Origin of the sequence: Chitinophaga sp. YR573 (genome assembly GCF_900110995.1) — a bacterium.
In the GTDB taxonomy this organism is placed as follows: domain Bacteria; phylum Bacteroidota; class Bacteroidia; order Chitinophagales; family Chitinophagaceae; genus Chitinophaga.
In genome coordinates, this window is the sequence record NZ_FOJF01000003.1 from 1,350,593 (window position 1) to 1,368,957 (window position 18,365).

Sequence of the window (18,365 nt, forward strand, 5' to 3'; positions counted from 1 at the left end):
TTTTAGATTACATACGAACTGTTACAACTGTTATGTATACTTTACGTATGTAAGTATACAGCCATCTTATTAGCTACCGGAAAGAGTGGAAACGTGTTTTAAAATATTACCTGGTTTTGTAGTTTACTGTTGCCTGATGATGCTGTTCCATACCGCAAATGGGAAAGCTATATCCTCATACAGCTGTTACCAGGAGCAAGCACAACCTACTGATACTGTACCTCCCAGACAGGCTTCGAAGGGCTGGTTAAAGCGGATGAGAGAATACCGCAACTCTATGCGGAACAAGCAATACCGCGATTCCGTTATCCGCAAAGTAACCCGTCAGAACGTTCCCGAACCGGAACTTAATGATAGTATCATCAATAAAAGTGAGAAATACTTTACACCTTTCTCCGGAAGGGTGATCCGCAATATTTACTACCGGAAGGTAAATGTATTCGGTCCGGATAACATCAGCGATACCACCTTCACCACCAGCATGAAACTGGTGCATTTTGCGAACCGACTGCATTACAACTCAGAAGAGTGGGTAATCCGGCAATCCCTGTTCTTCCGGCGGAACGATACCATCAATCCTTTTGAACTGTCGGACAATGAGCGTTACCTGCGTAACCGTCCTTTCATATCAGATGCCCGTCTGTATATTATTAATGCTGCTGCCTCTCCGGATTCAGTAGACTTACTTGTGGTAACCAAGGATTTATTCGAATACGGCCTGGATCTTTCGGAGGTAACTCCCACAGCCTTAAGGACTTCCGTCACCAATAATAACCTGTTTGGGGCCGGACAGGGGTTAAGGATAGGTGCCGCATGGCATAATACCTACAATCCACCCTGGGGAACAGAGATAAGATATACCAAATACAATGCGCTGGGTACCTTCATAGATTTCAGTGCAGGGTATACTGCCCTCAATAACTATAACCCTTTGGACTCCGGTGTATATGAGGGCGCTTATTACATCAGTCTGAACCGTCCTTTATACAGGAATGCGGCCAACTGGGTGGGAGGGATAGATCTGTCCCGACACTACTCTATCAATAACTTCGGTAGAACAGATACCTTTTACCGCGATTACCGCTACCAGGTCATCGACGTATGGGGTGGTTATAACTTCCTGAAACAGGACGACAGGAATGGGTCCCGCCGGCCAAACCTGGCATTCCTTGTCCGGCATAATAACCTGTTCTTTACAGAACCTCCGAAACAGGAGATGTTTAAGTTAAACCCGGTATACAACGACCGCCGTTTTTATCTGGCAGAAGCCATTGTTTTCAAACAGGACTTCTTCAAAACACATCAGTTCTTCGGTTTTGGCAGAACAGAGGATATTCCGCTGGGGTATTCCGCTTCCATTTCAGCAGGATGGCAGTCCTGGAATCACCGGCGAAGGGCTTATACTGGTCTGGAAGCTCAGAAATTCTGGACTACCCGTTTACAGGGAATCATCAATGCCAATGTAGGAGTAAGTACTTTCTGGCTGGATAATGTGGCAGAAGATCCGGTAATCCACGCAAAAGTGGAATATTACAGTCGCCTGTTCAAAATCAGGAAAGACGTGTTCCGCCAGTTTACTTCTATAGATTACCTGGGTAACGTAAATCCGTATCTCTACAGGCCATTGGATGCTAATAATGAAAACGGGGTATGGGGATATCGTGGGACCCTGATGAACGGTTACCAACGTTTGAACGTCAGATCTGAAACAGTGTATTACAGTCCGCTGAAAATACTGGGCTTTAAATTCAACTTCTTCACGTCGGTGCAGGCTTCGCAGCTCACTTCTAAGAGTAATAATATCTTCAAGAACCCGATTTATACCGGTATCGGGTTTGGCTTCAGGGTAAAGAATGAGAATCTGGCAATTAATACGATCAAGGTCTCAGGTAACTATTACCCGAACCCACCAGCCCCGGTAAAACCATTCTTCCTGGAAATCACAACGATCATCGATTTCCGTTTTGATATCTACGCCCTGAGGGCACCGGCTTTCCTCAATTTCAGGTAGACTTCTTAATCTTCAGGATTACCAGTTTGGAAGTAGGAGTATTGCTTTTATCCGCTACACTATTCAAAGGCACCAGTGCATTGGTCTCCGGGAAATAAGTAGCCGTACATTTTTCAGGAATATTATATTCCACTACGATGAATTTATGTACCACTCTTTCCGTTCCACCAAACTCATTATATAAATCCACTACATCTCCCGGTTGTAAACCGGCAGAAATAATATCTTTAATATTCATGAGGATCACCCTTCTTTCCTGGTAAATCCCCCGGTAGCGGTCATCCAGCCCATAAATAGTTGTATTAAACTGATCATGGCTCCGGATCGTCATCATCATAAACTCATCTGCCGCCAGCTGTTGTGTCGTCACATCTGCCACATTAAAGTGTGCCTTCCCTGTTTTGGTATTAAAGCGTCCTTCTCTGGCGCCATTAGGCAGGTAAAACCCACCCGGATGTCTCACCCTTTCATTATAATTATCAAATCCCGGGATCACCTTTTCTATATCTTCCCTGATATGATCATAATGCTGACTATACCTTTCCCAGTTCACAAGGGATTTGCTTCCCAGCGTTGCCTGTGCAAGTTGGCATACAATAGCAGGCTCACTTAACAAATGTTCGGACACAGGTTTCAGATTACCCTTGGACATCTGTACCACACCCATGGAATTCTCGCAGGTAACAAACTGCTTTTCTCCATTAATAATATCCTCATCACTGCGTCCGTAACAAGGCAGGATAATCGCCTCTTTACCGTGCACCAGATGACTGCGGTTCAGTTTAGTGGACACATGTACCGTCAGATCACAGTTACGGAGTGCCTGTGCTGTTACTTCCGTATCCGGAGTGGCGGAGAGGAAATTCCCGCCCATCGCAAAGAATACTTTTCCCTTTCCATCCCGCATAGCTTTGATAGCAGATACTGTATCAAATCCATGCTCCCGTGGCGGTTCAAATCCATATACTTTCTGAATAGCGTTCAATAATTGCTCGGATGGCCTTTCGAAGATGCCCATAGTACGGTCGCCCTGTACATTACTATGCCCGCGGACCGGACAGGTACCCGCTCCGGGTTTGCCGATACTACCTTTCAGCAGCAACAGGTTCACCACTTCTTTAATAGTGTCCACCGCATTTTTATGCTGGGTAAGCCCCATCGCCCAACAGGTAATGATCTTCTTTTTATGCATGATGGCCTTTGCCGCCAGCTCTATCTGTTCCAGCGGCACACCACAATCAATCACTAATTGTGAAAGGTCCTGTTGCCTTAAATGCGCAATATATTCCGCATACCCCAACGTATCAGCAGCAATAAATTCCGCATCGAAGACCGTCCCGGGATGTTTATCTTCTTCCTGTAACAACAGTAGGGTCAATGCCTTTAGCAATGCAAGATCTCCATTGATCTTTACCTGCAGGAAAATATCAGTAAGATGAGTTTTAATATTGAGGAATCCCTTTACCGTTTGCGGGTTCAGGAAATTGAGCAATCCTGTTTCATGTAATGGATTAACCGCAATGATAGTAGCGCCATTAGCTTTTGCTTTCTGTAAAGCACTCAGCATACGGGGATGATTGGTACCTGGATTTTGTCCCAGGACGATGATCACCTCTGCCATATATAAATCATCTAACGTAACAGAACCTTTCCCTATGCCAAGGGATTCTCCCAGGGCCACACCACTGGATTCATGGCACATATTGGAACAGTCGGGCATATTGTTCGTACCATATTCCCGTACGAACAACTGGTATAAATAAGCAGCCTCATTGCTGGTCCTTCCCGAAGTATAAAAAATAGCTTCATTAGGAGAAGACAATGCATTCAGATGACCGGCAATTTTTTTAAAGGCTTTCTCCCAGCTGATAGGCTGATAATGTGTAGCACCTTCCGGCAGATAAACCGGTTCTGCCACCCTTCCTTTTTTCCCTATTTCAAAATCCGTTAACTCTGCCAGGCCGGCCACACTATTTTCTGCAAAGAAAGAAGCCGTCAGCTTTTTACTGGTAGCCTCTTCGGCCACCGCCTTTGCACCGTTCTCACAGTACTCTCCAAGAGAAGAGCGGTCATCATCAGGATCAGGCCAGGCACAACCAGGGCAATCAAATCCATCTTTCTGGTTTAATTTAATGAGTGCCTTAAACCCACGTGCAGCATCCATTTCTTCCAGGATATGTTTAGCGCTGGATATCACTGCCGGTATACCTGCTGCTGTTGTTTTAGGCTTCCCCAGTCTTAAATCGCCTGTAAATTTCTCCGGGTTCTCCGCGTTGGGAACAATTGATGCTTTAGCCATAATTAAACGGTTATTCTTTCTTCTCCTGTATAAATATTAAATCGTTGCTGGCGTAAAAAACCTACCAGTGTAATATCCCATTCATGGGCCATTTTCACCGCCATACTGGAGGGCGCACCTACTGCGGCAATTATTTTAATCCCTGCCATGGCAGCCTTCTGTATCAGCTCAAATCCTGCACGTCCACTCAGTAATAATATATAATTATGCAGCGGAAAAAGTTTCTCCTGCATGGCAGTTCCCACTAGTTTATCCACTGCATTGTGCCTGCCAATATCTTCCCGCATAATCAATAAATTCCCTTCATTATCAAACAGTGCAGACGCATGTAAACCACCGGTATCTTCAAACACAGCCTGTTGCTTACGTAATAGTCCAGGTAACTTCAACAGCAAAGAAGCCCTGCATTGTATCTCAGTTGCTGCTATATTCACTGGTGCATAAATAGCCGTGATCTCTGTTTTTCCACACACGCCACAACCAGAATTTGCAAAGAAATTTCGTTGGGCAGGCTGTAACAGAGGCACCACGTTTTTCTGTAGTGTAACGGTAGCTATATTATCCGCATAATTAATCTCCGCTATATCATCCACAGATGTAATAATTCCTTCTGTAAAAAGAAACCCCGCTGCCAGTTCCTGGTCCTGTCCGGGAGTACGCATGGTCACCGTAATACTTTGTTGCTGGCCCCCGTGTACCAGTCTGATTTCCAGTGGTTCTTCCGCTGCAAGGGCATCTTCTGTATCAGTAACAAGTGTATCTTGCACTCTTGTTATACGTGTGTAGGAAACGGCCGGATTTAACATAGTTAAAGTTACGTAAAGAATGGCATCAAATTTTCAGTACATTAGGCACAAATAAAAAACCTCATATATGCGCTGGAACGACCGTAGATTAAGCGATAATGTAGAAGACCGCCGTGGTGGCGGTGGTATGCGAACTTTAGGTGTGGGCGGAGGTATAGGCGGTGTTATCATCGTCGTACTGGCCCTGTTGTTTAACCGGAATCCCCAGCAGGTACTGCAACAGGTACAGCAGGGGAGTGGCGGAACTACCCAATCTGAGAAAGTGACGGCCAATAGTGATGAAAATGCGCGTTTTGCTTCCACAGTGCTCGCAGATACGGAAGACGTGTGGACCAAGCTCTTTAACGACATGCATAAGCACTATCAGGACCCCGGCATGGTGATCTACAGCGATATGGACCAATCTGGTTGTGGCTCTGCCCAGGCTGCAATGGGACCATTCTATTGCCCCGCAGATGAAAAGGTATACCTCGATCTTTCCTTCTTTAACGAGATGGAACAACGCTTCCATGTAGTAGGCGATTTTGCGATGGCATACGTAATCGCTCACGAAGTGGGCCATCACGTACAGAACCTTCTGGGCATTACCAAAAAGATGGATGCCATGCGTTCCCGCCTGAGTGAAGAAGAATATAATAAATTGTCCGTGAAACTGGAATTACAGGCTGATTTCCTGGCAGGCGTGTGGGCCCATCACGCACAAAAAATGCAGAATATCCTGGAAGAGGGTGATATAGAAGAAGCGCTAAACGCTGCCAGTGCAGTAGGGGATGATAAACTGCAGAAAGCTGCCCAGGGGTATGTTGTACCGGATGCCTTTACACATGGTACTTCTGCACAACGTATGCACTGGTTCAAAAAAGGATTTGAAAGTGGAGATATTAAAGACGGAGATACATTCAACTCATCAGAATTATAAATAAAAAAAGCTGACTCATTCGGGTCAGCTTTTTTCATTTACCGCAGATACCTGCGTCATATTTTTAAGTTGATCTGTTGTAATTGTAAACATATATCCTCTTCTCGTATTATTTTCTTCTTCGGATAATGGTAAGGTAAAATGGAAACTTGTTCCTTTGCCTACCTTACTGTCAAACCAGATCTCTCCCTCATTCCGCTCTATAAAATCTTTGGATAAAGGCAATCCTAATCCGCAGCCTTTCTCATTCTGGGTTCCTCCTGTAGAATAATAAATATTGGATAAAACTTTATGTTGATCTGCTTCCGCAATACCTATTCCATTATCTTCTACAATCAGTTCTATCTTTTCAGATAACATCAGGTAACGAATATTGATATTACCATGAGCAGGAGTAAACTTGATAGCATTGCTGATCAGGTTACGTAATACAAGCCTGATCATATCAGGATCTCCGTACACCATAATAGCATGAGATAACTGGTGAGTAAGCGAAATATCTTTTTGTCTTGCCAGCGATAACAACAGCTCAAATTCCCTGTTTAAAATAGCGGTAATATCAAAATCATCTGCATTCACCCGTATTCCTTTCATCTGGCTGCTGGCCCATTGTAACAGGTTATCCATCATGGCCGAAGTATTCTTCATATCCCGCCATAATTCATCAATAAAAAATTTGAATTGTTGCGAAGACATTTTATCATCTCTCAGCAAAAACAACATCCCTTCCAATATCGCCAGGGGAGAACGCAGATCGTGAGAAATAACAGAGAAGATTTTATCCTTCACCTGGCTTGCACTTTCCAGTGCTACATTCTGTTCCAGTATAATCAGGTTTTGCTGTTGTACTTTTTTATTACGGTTGTTTAACTGAAGATATAAGTCCTGCTGACGCCTGTACATACGGAAAAGAACGCTCGTAATCACGGAGAGTACGAAGAATAACATGATACAGAAGATCACAAACTTCTGCTGTATTTTGATGGTGGAAAGATGTAACAGCTGCTCCTTTTTTAACATCTCATTTTCACGCTGTTTCTTCTCAGATTCATACTTCTCTTTTGTACTGGCAATGAACTTCGTTTTCTCCACATTAAAATACTGCTCACTCAGCCTGGAGAACTCTTTATAGCTGGACATGGCTGCTATATAATTACCCCGCGCAGAATCTAAAGACGCCTGGTATTTATAATAGATCATATTATTCTTGGCATTCTGCAAATGTTCATTCAGTTTGGCAGCATCACTGAGGTTCCGGGCGGCATCCGTATATTTTCTTAAGGCTGTATTTACTCTTCCCAGGTTCAGGTATGCTTTGGTAAGCCCCGGTATATTATCGGATTCCCGGTAGTATTTCTCAGAGATTTCATAATACCGGAATGCTTCCTGGTATTGTCCCTTATCAAATAAAATATGACCAATATTCTCATAAGTAAAAGCCAATCCTTTATGATCATTCAGCGACAGCTTTATTTTTTCAGATTCATAGAGGAAAAATAAAGCGGAATCCGGTTTATGCATAAGCAGGTAACAGGAGCCTATACTGTTTAATGAGCGGGACACTTCTCCCTGATCATGTAAAGATTGTTTAAGGTATAATGCTTTTTTCTGATAAGGTAATGCGAGTTCGGGTCTGTTTTGTTCTATAAATATATTACCAATGTCTGCGTTCAGCACACTAGTTGCATGAATATCATTTAGTTGATCTGCCAGTTTCAGTGCATCTATGGTAAAATCCATCTGTTTATCCAGGTTGCCGCGACTGTTTTCCGCCAGTGCCATATTGCGTTTACCCCACATTGCACCGGATATATACCCGAGGCTGTCGCTGATATGAATGGCTTCTCTGCCATACTTTTCTGTCAGTACAGGGTCCTTTGTAAAATAGAGTCTCCCCAGCTTGTTCAGCAGTATTACGCGGTCTGTATCTCTCTGCGGATGCATGTCTATGGCACGCAACAGACTATCTGTGCTACCTGACTGCGCAAGAAGCATGTACGGTAATCCACATAGGATGACCATGTAAAGGAAGGGGCGTACTCTAAATCGGACTATCTGCATAGAAAGTCAAGTTGTTGACGAAGCGTTCATTTAGGGTTACCTGAATGCAGCGATAAAAATATGAAAAAAACAGATGCAATTTTTTGAAATTTGAACATCCTATTCAAACATTGTACCACAATAAGTTATATAGAGAAAACATTCTTGTGTGTTAGTACTTTATCATCTGAAATTTTGTACTATTACACTATGAAACCTACTGTTACCATAGAATATTGTCCAAAATGCGGTTGGCTGATGCGTGCTGCATGGATGGCGCAGGAGCTACTGACAACTTTTGCTGATGACCTGCGAAGTGTAACTTTACAACAGAGCGAAACTGGTGGAAGTTATATTATTTATGTAGATGGAGAAATCCTGTTTAACCGCAAGGATGCCGGTCATTTTCCGGAGATAAAAGAATTGAAGCAACTGGTAAGGGATAAAGTAAATCCTGAAAAAAGCCTGGGACATTCCGACAGAAAATAATTTTGAAGGCATAAAAGTTGTTTCTTTGCATCCCGATGAGAATGCAAAGAATTATATCTGTTACGGTTATATTACTAATCGTTTGTTTGGGGTTGAAGGCCCAGGATAGTGTTATTGTACACAAACCCAGCTTTTTCCCATTACCGGTATTAGGTTATTCCCAGGAAAAAGGTCTTGAAATAGGGGCTGCTATGCTCTATTCCTTCTACACAGGCAAAAGTTCTGAATTACGCAACTCTACCATCAACCTGATACCCAGTGTCACTACCAAAAACCAGTATAAGATCGATCTTAAAACTGATATCTGGACAGACAACAACAACTGGCACTTCAAAAGCAACCTTCGTTACCACGATTTCCCGATCTATTTCTACGGAATCGGTGATACTACGCATAAAGCAGATGGTACATTAGTAGATAACATCCGCTATAAAGTACAACTGGAAGCAGAACATCGTATAAGCGGCCATTTCTACGCCGGACTGCTGCTCCAGTATCAGAAAGACGACTATCGCGCCAAAGAAATCAAAGGAATTTACCCCGGACTACCCCTCACCGATAAAGATGGGGGCTACGTAACCTTCATAGGAGCCTCCGGGATCTTCGATAACAGGGATAACCAGAACTACACCACCCGTGGCACCTGGATGCGTTTAAACATCGCCTACGCGCCTTCCTTCATCAGTAAACACGAACTATGGAAGCTGGATGCACAAGCCCGGCATTTCATTCCATTATCCCGCAACAGTACCCTGGGCCTAAACGGTGTTTTTAACTCCCTGCAGGGCTCAACATTACCGTTCTACCTCTTACCTGAGATGGGTAATGATCTCATGATGCGGGGCTATTACACAGGCCGTTACCGCGATCAGAACTACCTGGCTTTACAGGCAGAATACCGCTACTTCCTTAACCCCCGTATTCCCATCAATATCTGGTTCGTACACATGCAACCCAAGTTTGCACTGGCAGCGTTCGGTGGAACCGGAGCTGTATTCAACAACCACGATATCGGTTTATCTCACTTTAAACCAGATTACGGTTTGGGTATCCGCTGGTTCTACGACGAAAGCGCCCGCCTGACTATTCGTATAGACTACGGCTGGGGTGAAAAGCGTGCCGGAGAACAAAGACAATCAGGGCTTTATCTGTCGCTTGCAGAGGCATTTTAATCTTTTTGACTGTATCATCAGTATTTGTTAACTTCAGTTACAGCTTAGTTATAACCCGATAAATTCCATGTATGAAACGCATAACCCTCTTATGTACGTTGTTTTTCGCAGTGGCAATATCCACCACTGTCACAGCCCAGAAAAAAGACAAAAAAGCCTCTAAATTTTATCTCAAAGTAGCTGGCGGATATTTCTTCAGTGTATTCCCTGGTCAGTTTCCTAAAGTAGGCCCTTATGAACCGCATGACGAACAAAAACAATACAGTTCGACAGACGGTACCACTACTGTAATATCCGAAAAAGTACTCACAGGTTCTTACGGAGCTGGTGGCAGGGGAGGACTCTCCCTCGGATGGAATCTTAACAGGTATATGGCCGTAGAAGCTACTTTCAATTACTACCACAGTAAGAAAAACCTGATGACAAGGGAAGTAACTACATTGGCTGGCAGCAGCACCGTACTGGGGAAAATCGAATCTCACGGTTACGTAAATGCTATCGACTTTACACCAAGTTTTATCATTTCTCCCGGTTACGAAAAAGTAAATCCGTATTTACGCCTCGGTTTTGTCATTCCTTTATGGGGCCGGTTGAATATCGAAACAGATGCAAGTCAGAGTGGCTCCACTGTTTTAGGCGGACAAACATTCCTCACTCAAACAACTATCCATCGTGAAGAACAGGTGAAACCCAATATTACACTGGGTTTTCAGGGGGCCTTTGGTGTTGCCTTCCCAATCTCTCACAAGCTTGACGTTTTTGTTGAAGCAGAATACAAGAATGTTCCTGTAAAGAGCAAGGAAAAAGAAGTAAAGGCTTACGATGAAAACACCAAAGTAATCAATCCTACTACAGGCGCTGTAGTTGCTACGCAGCACCGTGGCCTGGGAGATCTTTCTACTGCTGAAAGCCATACGAAATATGTAACCACCCTGGACCAGAGTTCTAATACACCTGTTAGCCAAACTGGTGCAAAAGTTACTTACAAACACGACGATCAGCCATCCAACGATCTTAAATCCTACATCAATATTGGTGGTTTAGGTGCAAACGCTGGTTTGCGCTGGCACTTTTAATATTACATATAAATAGTAATGCCGGGCATTTTAAATACCCGGCATTACTATTTATATTTGAAATAAGTTATACTAATGAACGGATCACCTGCGCTAAGGCCGTTTCCAGCTCTTTATCAATAACATTCCCCGCTGCATCCATCTTCGTACGAACAACAGGAATCAGCAGTTTATTCCCTTCTTTAATAATTGCAGACATAACAGTCAGCGTTTGTACAAGCGAAGCATTCGCTTTATCACCGCCAGTCGCAAGGGGAGAGGCACTGATAACTGCCGTTGGCTTATCATAAAACTCCCCTGACGAAACAATCCAATCCAGGGCATTCTTCAAAACACCCGGTACTCCAAAAGCATACTCCGGCGTACAAAAAATCACAGCATCTGCTTTCTTCAACTGCTCTCTGAGATCCTGCACAGTTGGCGCTGGTACAGCACCTTCACCATCCAGTTCAGGACTAAAATACGGCAGTTTATCCAACCCTTCATACAGCGTAATTTTTACATCATCCGGAGCCAGCACTGCACAGGCTTTCAAAACATTCGTATTAGAAGACGTATTCCTGAGGCTCCCGGAAATCGCCAGTATATGTTTGATCATGCGGCCAGATTATTTACTTTTTTTTTATTGGTAGCCGGTTGATCCAACTCATACGGCCGGTTAAAAGCTTCCTGAGAAACTTTAAAATGGCCAGCCAATACACGGATCACATCTTTGGACAATCCTTTTTTATAGTGAAGAATATCTGAAAGATAACCTTTGCTGACATCCAGTATACCCGCCAGTGCAGTAGCATTTAAACCATGTTCCTGCATCAGAGACTGTAGCAGTTCTATAGGATCGAGCTCCATAAAGGTATTATGATCCTCATCCCATTTTTCTATAAGTACAGTAAGCAGCTCAATCTCTTCCTTTATGCCACTGCTTTTAGAACCAATATCTACAAGCTCTTCCAGAATTTTGCAGTACGATTTATACTGACTTTTACTTTTGATAACTTTATATTTTAAGCTTTCCATAACCAGTAAATTAATTTTTGCTATCAATAAATACTTATAGAATATTGTTGTTTACTCTTACATAATTCATCATACGCTGCATGTGTACCAATCCAGCATACAAATAAATGCACCTCGGTATCTCCAAACGCATATTTACACACTATCCTGTAATGATTACCACCTACATCAAAAATCACTCTGTTAGAGCCATTCCCTAATAAATCGGCGCTTCTGAATGTATGCCTGATATCTGCTGTATTTTCCCAGTTTGCGTATTTTATTTTTTCCAGCCATTCTGTGAAAGAACTCCGGCTGCCCGGGTGTAAATTTACAAACAAATCAATGCTCTGTTTTTTTACCAAATGAATTCTCATACAAATATAGGTTAACTTTTTGAGTTCTCAAATAGAGAACAATTTTTTTTTCTTCCCACCGCCAAATTATTTTTTTATATCTAATAATGTGCTGTTCATTTTATTCATTTTGATTAAAAGGTGATAAGACTTTGCTGTGTAAAAAACGTGCTAACTGCAACGTCAATTCAATCGTTTATTCGTATCTTAAAGATCACAGGAATTGACCCCATATAAACAAACTCAGCTTTTAATCCTGGTAATCTAAACCTTCCACCAGTCTATATTCTCTCTTTCCTTTTCTTCTCATAATTTATATTATGTTAAATAGGATATTGCCATTCCCAGCTATCCCTTTCTCTCTGATATAGCGCAGGTAAAACTACTTAGCGTTGATAGATGATCGTTGAATTATCACAGCAGTATCTCTGTATATATTTGATCACATTAATAACTATCAAAATTATGAGAACAAAATTGCTTTACTTTCTTTCTTTAAGTTTTACTTATTGCCTGCTTAATGTAACTGCTTCAACAAAGGCAACTAATGAACTTCCTCCGACTATTACTAAAAGCAAAACGAACATGGTCGTAAAGCCATTCGTAAGTTGCTTAGGTATTCCTCCCTTCGCGTATGGTGCTTATTATTATCCGGGCGCACGGGTTGTATATGTCGGTAATTTGTATATAGCTACACAGCAGAACCAGTTTCAGTTTCCGGCTGCAGGACAATATTGGGCACGGATAGGTCCTTGTAACTGATGACAGATTTTAATCGTATCAAAGCCAGGTAAACCCTACAATTTACCTGGCTTTTGAATTTATATGGGCCGACAAATAAAGAAGATCCTCTTTAATACAGCCACACTCCCTCATTGTGTTTTTTTTAACATTCAACCCCGGGTTACCTTTCCCGCATTCCCAGTATAAAATGTAAACAACACACTATGCGCCCTTCACCATGTTTGCTGGTAATAATACCGGCCCTGACTCTCTTTGCCTGTTCACCATCATCTACCTTTCATGAAGAAACAGCAACAGCAGATTCTACCACGTTTTCAAATGAAATTACTAAGCTGAATTCACCCTCCAGGAAGCGCGTACGAACTGCGGATGTACGTTGCCGTGTGAATAACGTATTCAGTGCTGCATCAGCCCTGGAACACGTCGTAAACAGCATAGACGGCGTTATTGTAGAAAGCACGATGCAAAACGATTTCGGCGTAAGCAAAGAAATCCCTTACTCCGCAGATTCCCTGAAACGTATTCAGATCTACTCGCCTACCGCCAATCTTACCTTACGCGTACCGGCTGCTAAACTGGATTCTGTCGTAGAATCCCTCACCGCTATGGCTGCATTTATAGACTACCGTACGCTGAAAAGCCAGGATAAAACCCTGGACTATCTCTCAAACGCATTAAAAAATAACGAACAGGGAAATGTGGAAGAAACCGCACCCGCACCGGTTAACAAAAAAACGCCATTGGACGTTATCGCTTATGAAGACAGGAAAAAAGAAAATATAATCGACCGTAAGATTGTTAACATGGCTATCCTGGATGACGTGAATTACGCTACATTCTCCGTACAATTATTCCAGTCACAATTAGCAGACGTACAGGTAATCGTAAACCCGGACCGCGTAACCCGTGCCGGATTTGGTGCAGAATTACTCTCTGCCCTGCGTAATGGCGTAGATATCTTTAAAAACGTTTTACTATTTTTCCTTCAGCTGTGGCCTTTCCTGTTGCTGTTAGCCGGCGGATGGTTTGGTTATAAGAAACTATCCGTATAACAATAGGAGTCTGTCTTTGAGACAGACTCCTATAAAAAATCTTACTTAAAAGGATGCATATCAATCACCGTATCATTCCGGTAATAAGTTCCCAGTTGCGGAGCCCCGTTTTCATTATACGTAATCGTCGGCCCATGTTTTTTCCCGCCTTTATAAAACTGTACAGCTGCAACTTTCTTCGTATAACTATATACTTTAACATATGAATACGCCGTATCATCTGTGTTCACATATGTTTCCGTTTTAAAGAAAACACCGCCTCCCCCCTGTTGCGTCTGGGTAAGTTTATAATTAACAGTGTCCTCTAATGAATAAGGATCTTTGTTGTGATGCGCAGCGCTGTTACACGCACACAGACCCGCAAGGAATAACGAAAAAGCGACTAATTGGAATTGCATACAATGTATTTATAATAGCCAATCTATTAACTATTTTTTAAATAGAGAAAATTTAATCATTAACGAGGTATTAACTAAATCCTTAACCGATTGAACTATTTTGCAGTAGTGTGTGTTAATAGTGAGATGCAAAATAACTATACAACTGTTTATGATTCCTTCTACGTTAGTACCACCCTTAACCTGGTATCAGAAAATGCAAATGGACAACCCTGTACATTATGATCCTGATTTCAGTTTTTATTATGGAACGGGGGAAACCTGGCAGATATTCTGTTATAAAGATGCACGATGTGTACTGACTGACTATGAAATATGAGTATATGCCAAAATCGCCAGGCCGGTATGCCGTCTGTTCCGGATGTTAGTACAATTGTGGCAGGATTTCAGGATATGTATGTTACATTTGATAAGAAATAGCTTAATTAATACTGGACTGTACAATGTTTTAAATCGCAAGTATAATCAAGACCCCAAAATCTGATTCAGGAAGCATGTTATCTGAAATAAGGGAACACCAGAGGGACTATATGTAGCAAACTGGGAACTTGCTATAATTATAAGTTCCATATATGTAAATTATCCGGGCATGAACCTACTACAACTTACCGTTACTACTGGCTGCAGTAACGTGTTGGATGAGAACAAAAAGCGTACAATACGCATAGTGAACCTAGTCTGTCTCACTACTGCGCTTATGTCAATCGTATTTGGCCTGGGTTGCTATTTTCTGATGGGCGGAGCCCTTATTTATTTACCGGCAATTTTAGAAACCATTTTATTATTGTCAATGATCTACGTTAACAAAGAAGGCTGGTTTACGGCTGCCAGCATGGGTACTATCTTAATTAACAACCTCACCATTCAGTATTATAGCGCCGTCCTCGGAAGAGTAACAGAAGTTTACCTGCTGTTCATATTCCTTGTCGGATTATCTATGCTGATCTTTGATAATAAACGCCTCAGGATTATCAGCATAGGTCTCACCATTGCCTGTTTTCTGGCTGGAGAAATAAATATTTACAACGGTTATGTTCCCAAATTGCTGATAACGGGGGATCATAATTTAACAGCACAGTTTGTTATAAGATGGGTTACCATTCCTGGCATTCTTGGCCTCGATCTGATGGTGATTTATTACTACATGAAAAACATCGACAGACTAAGGAAAAACGCACTGGAACATGTAGAGAATAAATTACGCTTAGCAAAAGAATATAATGCAGAACTATTAAACCTTGTTGCACAACTGGAAAAAGCAACAGATGCCAAAAGCATCTTTGTTCGTGAAACCAGTCATGAGATCCGAACTCCCTTAAACGCAATATTTGGTATCAGCCAGTTATTACAACTAAAGGTGGAACAAAATAAATCCCTCGCCCCTATTCGCTTTCTCGCAGATCATTTATATGCTGCCAGTTACAATACAAAAGAAATTATCAATAATATCCTGGAATTCTCTAAAATAGAAGCAGGGAAACAGGATAAAGCACAACCGGCTGTTTTTAATATAAGAGACTGGATAGCAGATACCGTCAATATGCACCAGTATGTTGCTATCATAAAAAATGTAAAAATAAAATTCTCTGTTGATGACGAAATGCCGGAACAACTGAATGCCGACAAAATACTACTCTCTAAAACACTTAATAACTTACTGTCCAATGCAATAAAGTTTACTACACAGGACAGTCATGTTACCTTAAGGATTTTCTCCAGCAATAAAAAATGGTATATACAGGTCACGGACCAGGGTGCAGGTATCCCCGAAGATAGACTCCGTACCATTTTTGATGCATTTGTAACAGAAAGAAATATCTTCCTGGAAGGTACCGGCCTGGGGTTACATATCACCCAGAAACTGGTAGAATGCTTACAGGGACGAATTGAAGTATCCAGCATCCTGGGAAAAGGTACCACATTCACTGTCATTCTTCCATTAATAAAAGCAGGGAAATCAACAGACACTGATCCTGATAACAGACCGGAACAATTAGTCAATCTCAATGATACAACCATATTAATTATAGAAGATGATAAGATGTGCCAGTTGGTATTGTCCAGGTTCCTGTGTGGACTGGGTAGCAGGGTAATGCTGGCAGAAGATGGATTAGAAGGATTATTACTGGCGAAGGCATCAAGACCAGATGTCATCATACTGGATTCTCACATTCCGGGCATGAGCGGAAAAGAAACCCTCGCCTGCATCCGTGAAGATACCCTGCTGAAGAATATCCCGGTAATCATTGCCAGTGGAGATCCGTTTAAAGAAGCCAGCGATGAACTGCTAAAAGCAGGTGCCAATGAATATATGCTCAAACCAATAGAGTTCAAAACACTGCATACCACACTCTCCAAATATATAAAACAACGAATTACTCATCCCTGAGTACCAGGGATGTACAACAATCAAAACTCTACCCAGGCAATACAGGCCTTTTTCTCTTCCCCTTTCCGCGTAATCATGATAGTCGTATAAATGGATTTATCATTCTGATAATCAGAGGCTCCGAGCATACAATAATAACCCTTGAAAGTTTCAGGATTACCAAACAGGAAAAGTCTTTCCTGCGTAGTATCCGTGCAACGGTAACATACAATATTTGCTTCTGTCAGATACCTCATTGGTTTTTTATCAGTATAAGAACCACCGGGGTCAAGATACTGGAGATAATCATTGAAAAGAATATAAGTACCATGGGCTGTTGGTAAATATTCGTAGGATAAATACGGCGTTGTGTTTAATGCCTGGATACGGTTACGGAATACCCACTGTCCTTTCTGTTTGCGTTGCAGATACATTGGCTCATATATGCCATTTGCTACCTGCATTTTTACCAGCGAATAACCGGATTGATCCACCCCAGCCGTATCTATATGACGCACGCCAATATCATTCATATTCGTATGCATCCTGTTCCATGCATTCGGGTTATTTCCCTGCGAAAATTCAGTCATATTTTCCAGTAACAAAGTGGCGCTGCCATCCTTATCCGGTAGTAACAACTGCGGCTGACCAGGCGTCTGCATTGGCTGTGTATGCAGCACCTGTAAAGTACCTGCATCCAGGGAATTCATAAAGGTTGATTTACCATTCTTATTACTGCTGATCAGCAATAACTGCAGGCGTTGTATAGATGGTACACATTTTATAGATGCATGTACATCAGAAAAGTTGGCCGTATAAGGCAACAGCTGATGCGTAAATGTGCTGTCACCGGTTTTCAGAGAAGAGACCACTACACAGCTGGCGGTATCCTTATTGTTTTTACGTAAGGCCGCTGTGGTAATGAACACCCGTTCTCCACCCTGCACTGTCATATCCAGGAAGGAATAATACGGGAACTCCGGCAGGTAATAAGCCGCCTGTTGAACAAGGGTATGATCCGGAGAAAAAAGGGAGATCTGTATTCTTTCATGGCCATTTTCATTCCGCTGCAATTCTCCCCCTCCAAACATGGCGACCGCATAATATCCGCTATTGGGATCTTTTGCTGTATAGAAATCATGAGAGGCAAAGTTATTCTGTATAAATACATCCCTGTGTAATACAGTAGACAGTTCTCCGAGTTTATCTTCCCTGAGTAGTTTACCGTTCGTCCCATCCAGTACCAGTCTGAACATACAAGGCTTGTATTTAACCAACTGCTGCAGGAAGATCACCACCTGCCCGTTAATCCCATAAATCCCGTCTATTTCCGTATCGTTGATGTTACCGGCATCCCATAAGGTGCCAGTCACAGTTTCAGTAGCAGATACTTCCCGCTTCTGATTATATATCGTTACCTGTATCCCCAGTTTCTTGTCAAAATGAAGATAGCAGGTGTTTTCGTTATCCAGTAAAACTATTTTTTCGAAGCCTTCACCTGGTTCGGGAAACGGCTGACTAAGCTGTACTTTAGGTACCTGGGCAAATAAATGGGTGGAAATCAGCAATACAAACAGCCAGAAATATTTCATAGGTATTCTTGTCTTCAGGCCGTAAATGTATAAATATTTTTCAAAAT

At 42.2% G+C, this 18,365-nt stretch carries 16 protein-coding genes; 8 read left to right on the forward strand and 8 right to left on the reverse strand.

What is annotated here, in order from left to right:
* Positions 1–136 precede the first annotated feature (136 nt).
* On the forward strand, positions 137–2,011 hold the full coding sequence (locus tag BMW86_RS31755) for a BamA/TamA family outer membrane protein (protein ID WP_143056751.1): 1,875 nt from the start codon (positions 137–139) through the stop codon (positions 2,009–2,011).
* Here BMW86_RS31755 and BMW86_RS31760 read toward each other — a convergent pair.
* Together BMW86_RS31760 and fdhD are read right to left on the reverse strand one after the other, a co-directional pair.
* Positions 2,004–4,310: an FdhF/YdeP family oxidoreductase gene (locus tag BMW86_RS31760; protein WP_089787908.1), complete on the reverse strand. Its 2,307-nt coding sequence runs from the start codon at positions 4,308–4,310 to the stop codon at positions 2,004–2,006. The two genes, BMW86_RS31755 and BMW86_RS31760, sit on opposite strands and share 8 nt — an antisense overlap.
* 2 nt (positions 4,311–4,312) lie before the next feature.
* Positions 4,313–5,116, reverse strand: a complete 804-nt coding sequence (gene fdhD / locus BMW86_RS31765; protein ID WP_089787910.1) for a formate dehydrogenase accessory sulfurtransferase FdhD — start codon at positions 5,114–5,116, stop codon at positions 4,313–4,315.
* Between the two features lie 67 nt (positions 5,117–5,183).
* Between fdhD and BMW86_RS31770 the strand changes: the two genes are divergently transcribed.
* Complete coding sequence (locus BMW86_RS31770) at positions 5,184–6,035, forward strand: KPN_02809 family neutral zinc metallopeptidase (protein ID WP_089787912.1); 852 nt, start codon at positions 5,184–5,186, stop codon at positions 6,033–6,035.
* Between the two features lie 24 nt (positions 6,036–6,059).
* Here BMW86_RS31770 and BMW86_RS31775 read toward each other — a convergent pair whose 3' ends face one another.
* Positions 6,060–8,096 (reverse strand): tetratricopeptide repeat-containing sensor histidine kinase, encoded by a 2,037-nt coding sequence (locus BMW86_RS31775; protein WP_089787914.1) that lies wholly within the window; start codon positions 8,094–8,096, stop codon positions 6,060–6,062.
* Positions 8,097–8,285: 189 nt separating this feature from the next.
* On the opposite strand from BMW86_RS31775, the gene BMW86_RS31780 reads away from it, so the two are divergent.
* The 3 genes from BMW86_RS31780 (at position 8,286) to BMW86_RS31790 (ending at position 10,812) form a co-directional block, all read left to right on the forward strand.
* Positions 8,286–8,564: an Rdx family protein gene (locus BMW86_RS31780; RefSeq protein WP_089787915.1), complete on the forward strand. Its 279-nt coding sequence runs from the start codon at positions 8,286–8,288 to the stop codon at positions 8,562–8,564.
* A 41-nt stretch (positions 8,565–8,605) separates the two neighbouring features.
* Entirely contained in the window at positions 8,606–9,736 is a 1,131-nt protein-coding gene (locus BMW86_RS31785; protein ID WP_143056752.1) for a BamA/TamA family outer membrane protein, read from the forward strand.
* 71 nt (positions 9,737–9,807) lie between these two features.
* Positions 9,808–10,812: an outer membrane beta-barrel protein gene (locus tag BMW86_RS31790; protein WP_089787919.1), complete on the forward strand. Its 1,005-nt coding sequence runs from the start codon at positions 9,808–9,810 to the stop codon at positions 10,810–10,812.
* 67 nt (positions 10,813–10,879) lie between these two features.
* Here BMW86_RS31790 and BMW86_RS31795 read toward each other — a convergent pair whose 3' ends face one another.
* The 3 genes from BMW86_RS31795 to BMW86_RS31805 are packed head-to-tail and all read right to left on the reverse strand — an operon-like array spanning position 10,880 to position 12,185.
* Entirely contained in the window at positions 10,880–11,410 is a 531-nt protein-coding gene (locus tag BMW86_RS31795; protein WP_089787921.1) for an NADPH-dependent FMN reductase, read from the reverse strand.
* A complete protein-coding gene (locus BMW86_RS31800; RefSeq protein WP_089788322.1) occupies positions 11,407–11,829 on the reverse strand; it encodes a helix-turn-helix domain-containing protein in 423 nt (140 codons plus the stop codon). The genes BMW86_RS31795 and BMW86_RS31800 overlap by 4 nt, the downstream gene beginning before the upstream one ends.
* Positions 11,830–11,852: 23 nt before the next feature.
* Positions 11,853–12,185 (reverse strand): type II toxin-antitoxin system HigB family toxin, encoded by a 333-nt coding sequence (locus BMW86_RS31805; RefSeq protein ID WP_089787923.1) that lies wholly within the window; start codon positions 12,183–12,185, stop codon positions 11,853–11,855.
* A gap of 444 nt (positions 12,186–12,629) precedes the next feature.
* Here BMW86_RS31805 and BMW86_RS31810 point away from each other — a divergent pair, with 444 nt between their 5' ends.
* Both BMW86_RS31810 and BMW86_RS31815 read left to right on the forward strand, forming a co-directional pair.
* On the forward strand, positions 12,630–12,926 hold the full coding sequence (locus tag BMW86_RS31810) for a hypothetical protein (RefSeq protein WP_143056753.1): 297 nt from the start codon (positions 12,630–12,632) through the stop codon (positions 12,924–12,926).
* Between the two features lie 185 nt (positions 12,927–13,111).
* On the forward strand, positions 13,112–13,960 hold the full coding sequence (locus BMW86_RS31815; RefSeq protein WP_089787927.1) for a DUF4349 domain-containing protein: 849 nt from the start codon (positions 13,112–13,114) through the stop codon (positions 13,958–13,960).
* Positions 13,961–14,001: 41 nt separating this feature from the next.
* On the opposite strand, the gene BMW86_RS31820 is transcribed toward BMW86_RS31815, so the two are convergent.
* Positions 14,002–14,358 (reverse strand): toxin-antitoxin system YwqK family antitoxin, encoded by a 357-nt coding sequence (locus BMW86_RS31820; RefSeq protein ID WP_089787929.1) that lies wholly within the window; start codon positions 14,356–14,358, stop codon positions 14,002–14,004.
* 589 nt (positions 14,359–14,947) lie between these two features.
* Here BMW86_RS31820 and BMW86_RS31825 point away from each other — a divergent pair.
* Positions 14,948–16,747, forward strand: coding sequence for an ATP-binding protein (locus tag BMW86_RS31825; RefSeq protein WP_089787931.1), 1,800 nt, complete (start codon positions 14,948–14,950; stop codon positions 16,745–16,747).
* Positions 16,748–16,767: 20 nt separating this feature from the next.
* Here the strand turns inward: BMW86_RS31825 and BMW86_RS31830 are convergent, their stop codons facing one another.
* On the reverse strand, positions 16,768–18,318 hold the full coding sequence (locus BMW86_RS31830; RefSeq protein ID WP_143056754.1) for a hypothetical protein: 1,551 nt from the start codon (positions 18,316–18,318) through the stop codon (positions 16,768–16,770).
* Positions 18,319–18,365 lie beyond the last annotated feature (47 nt).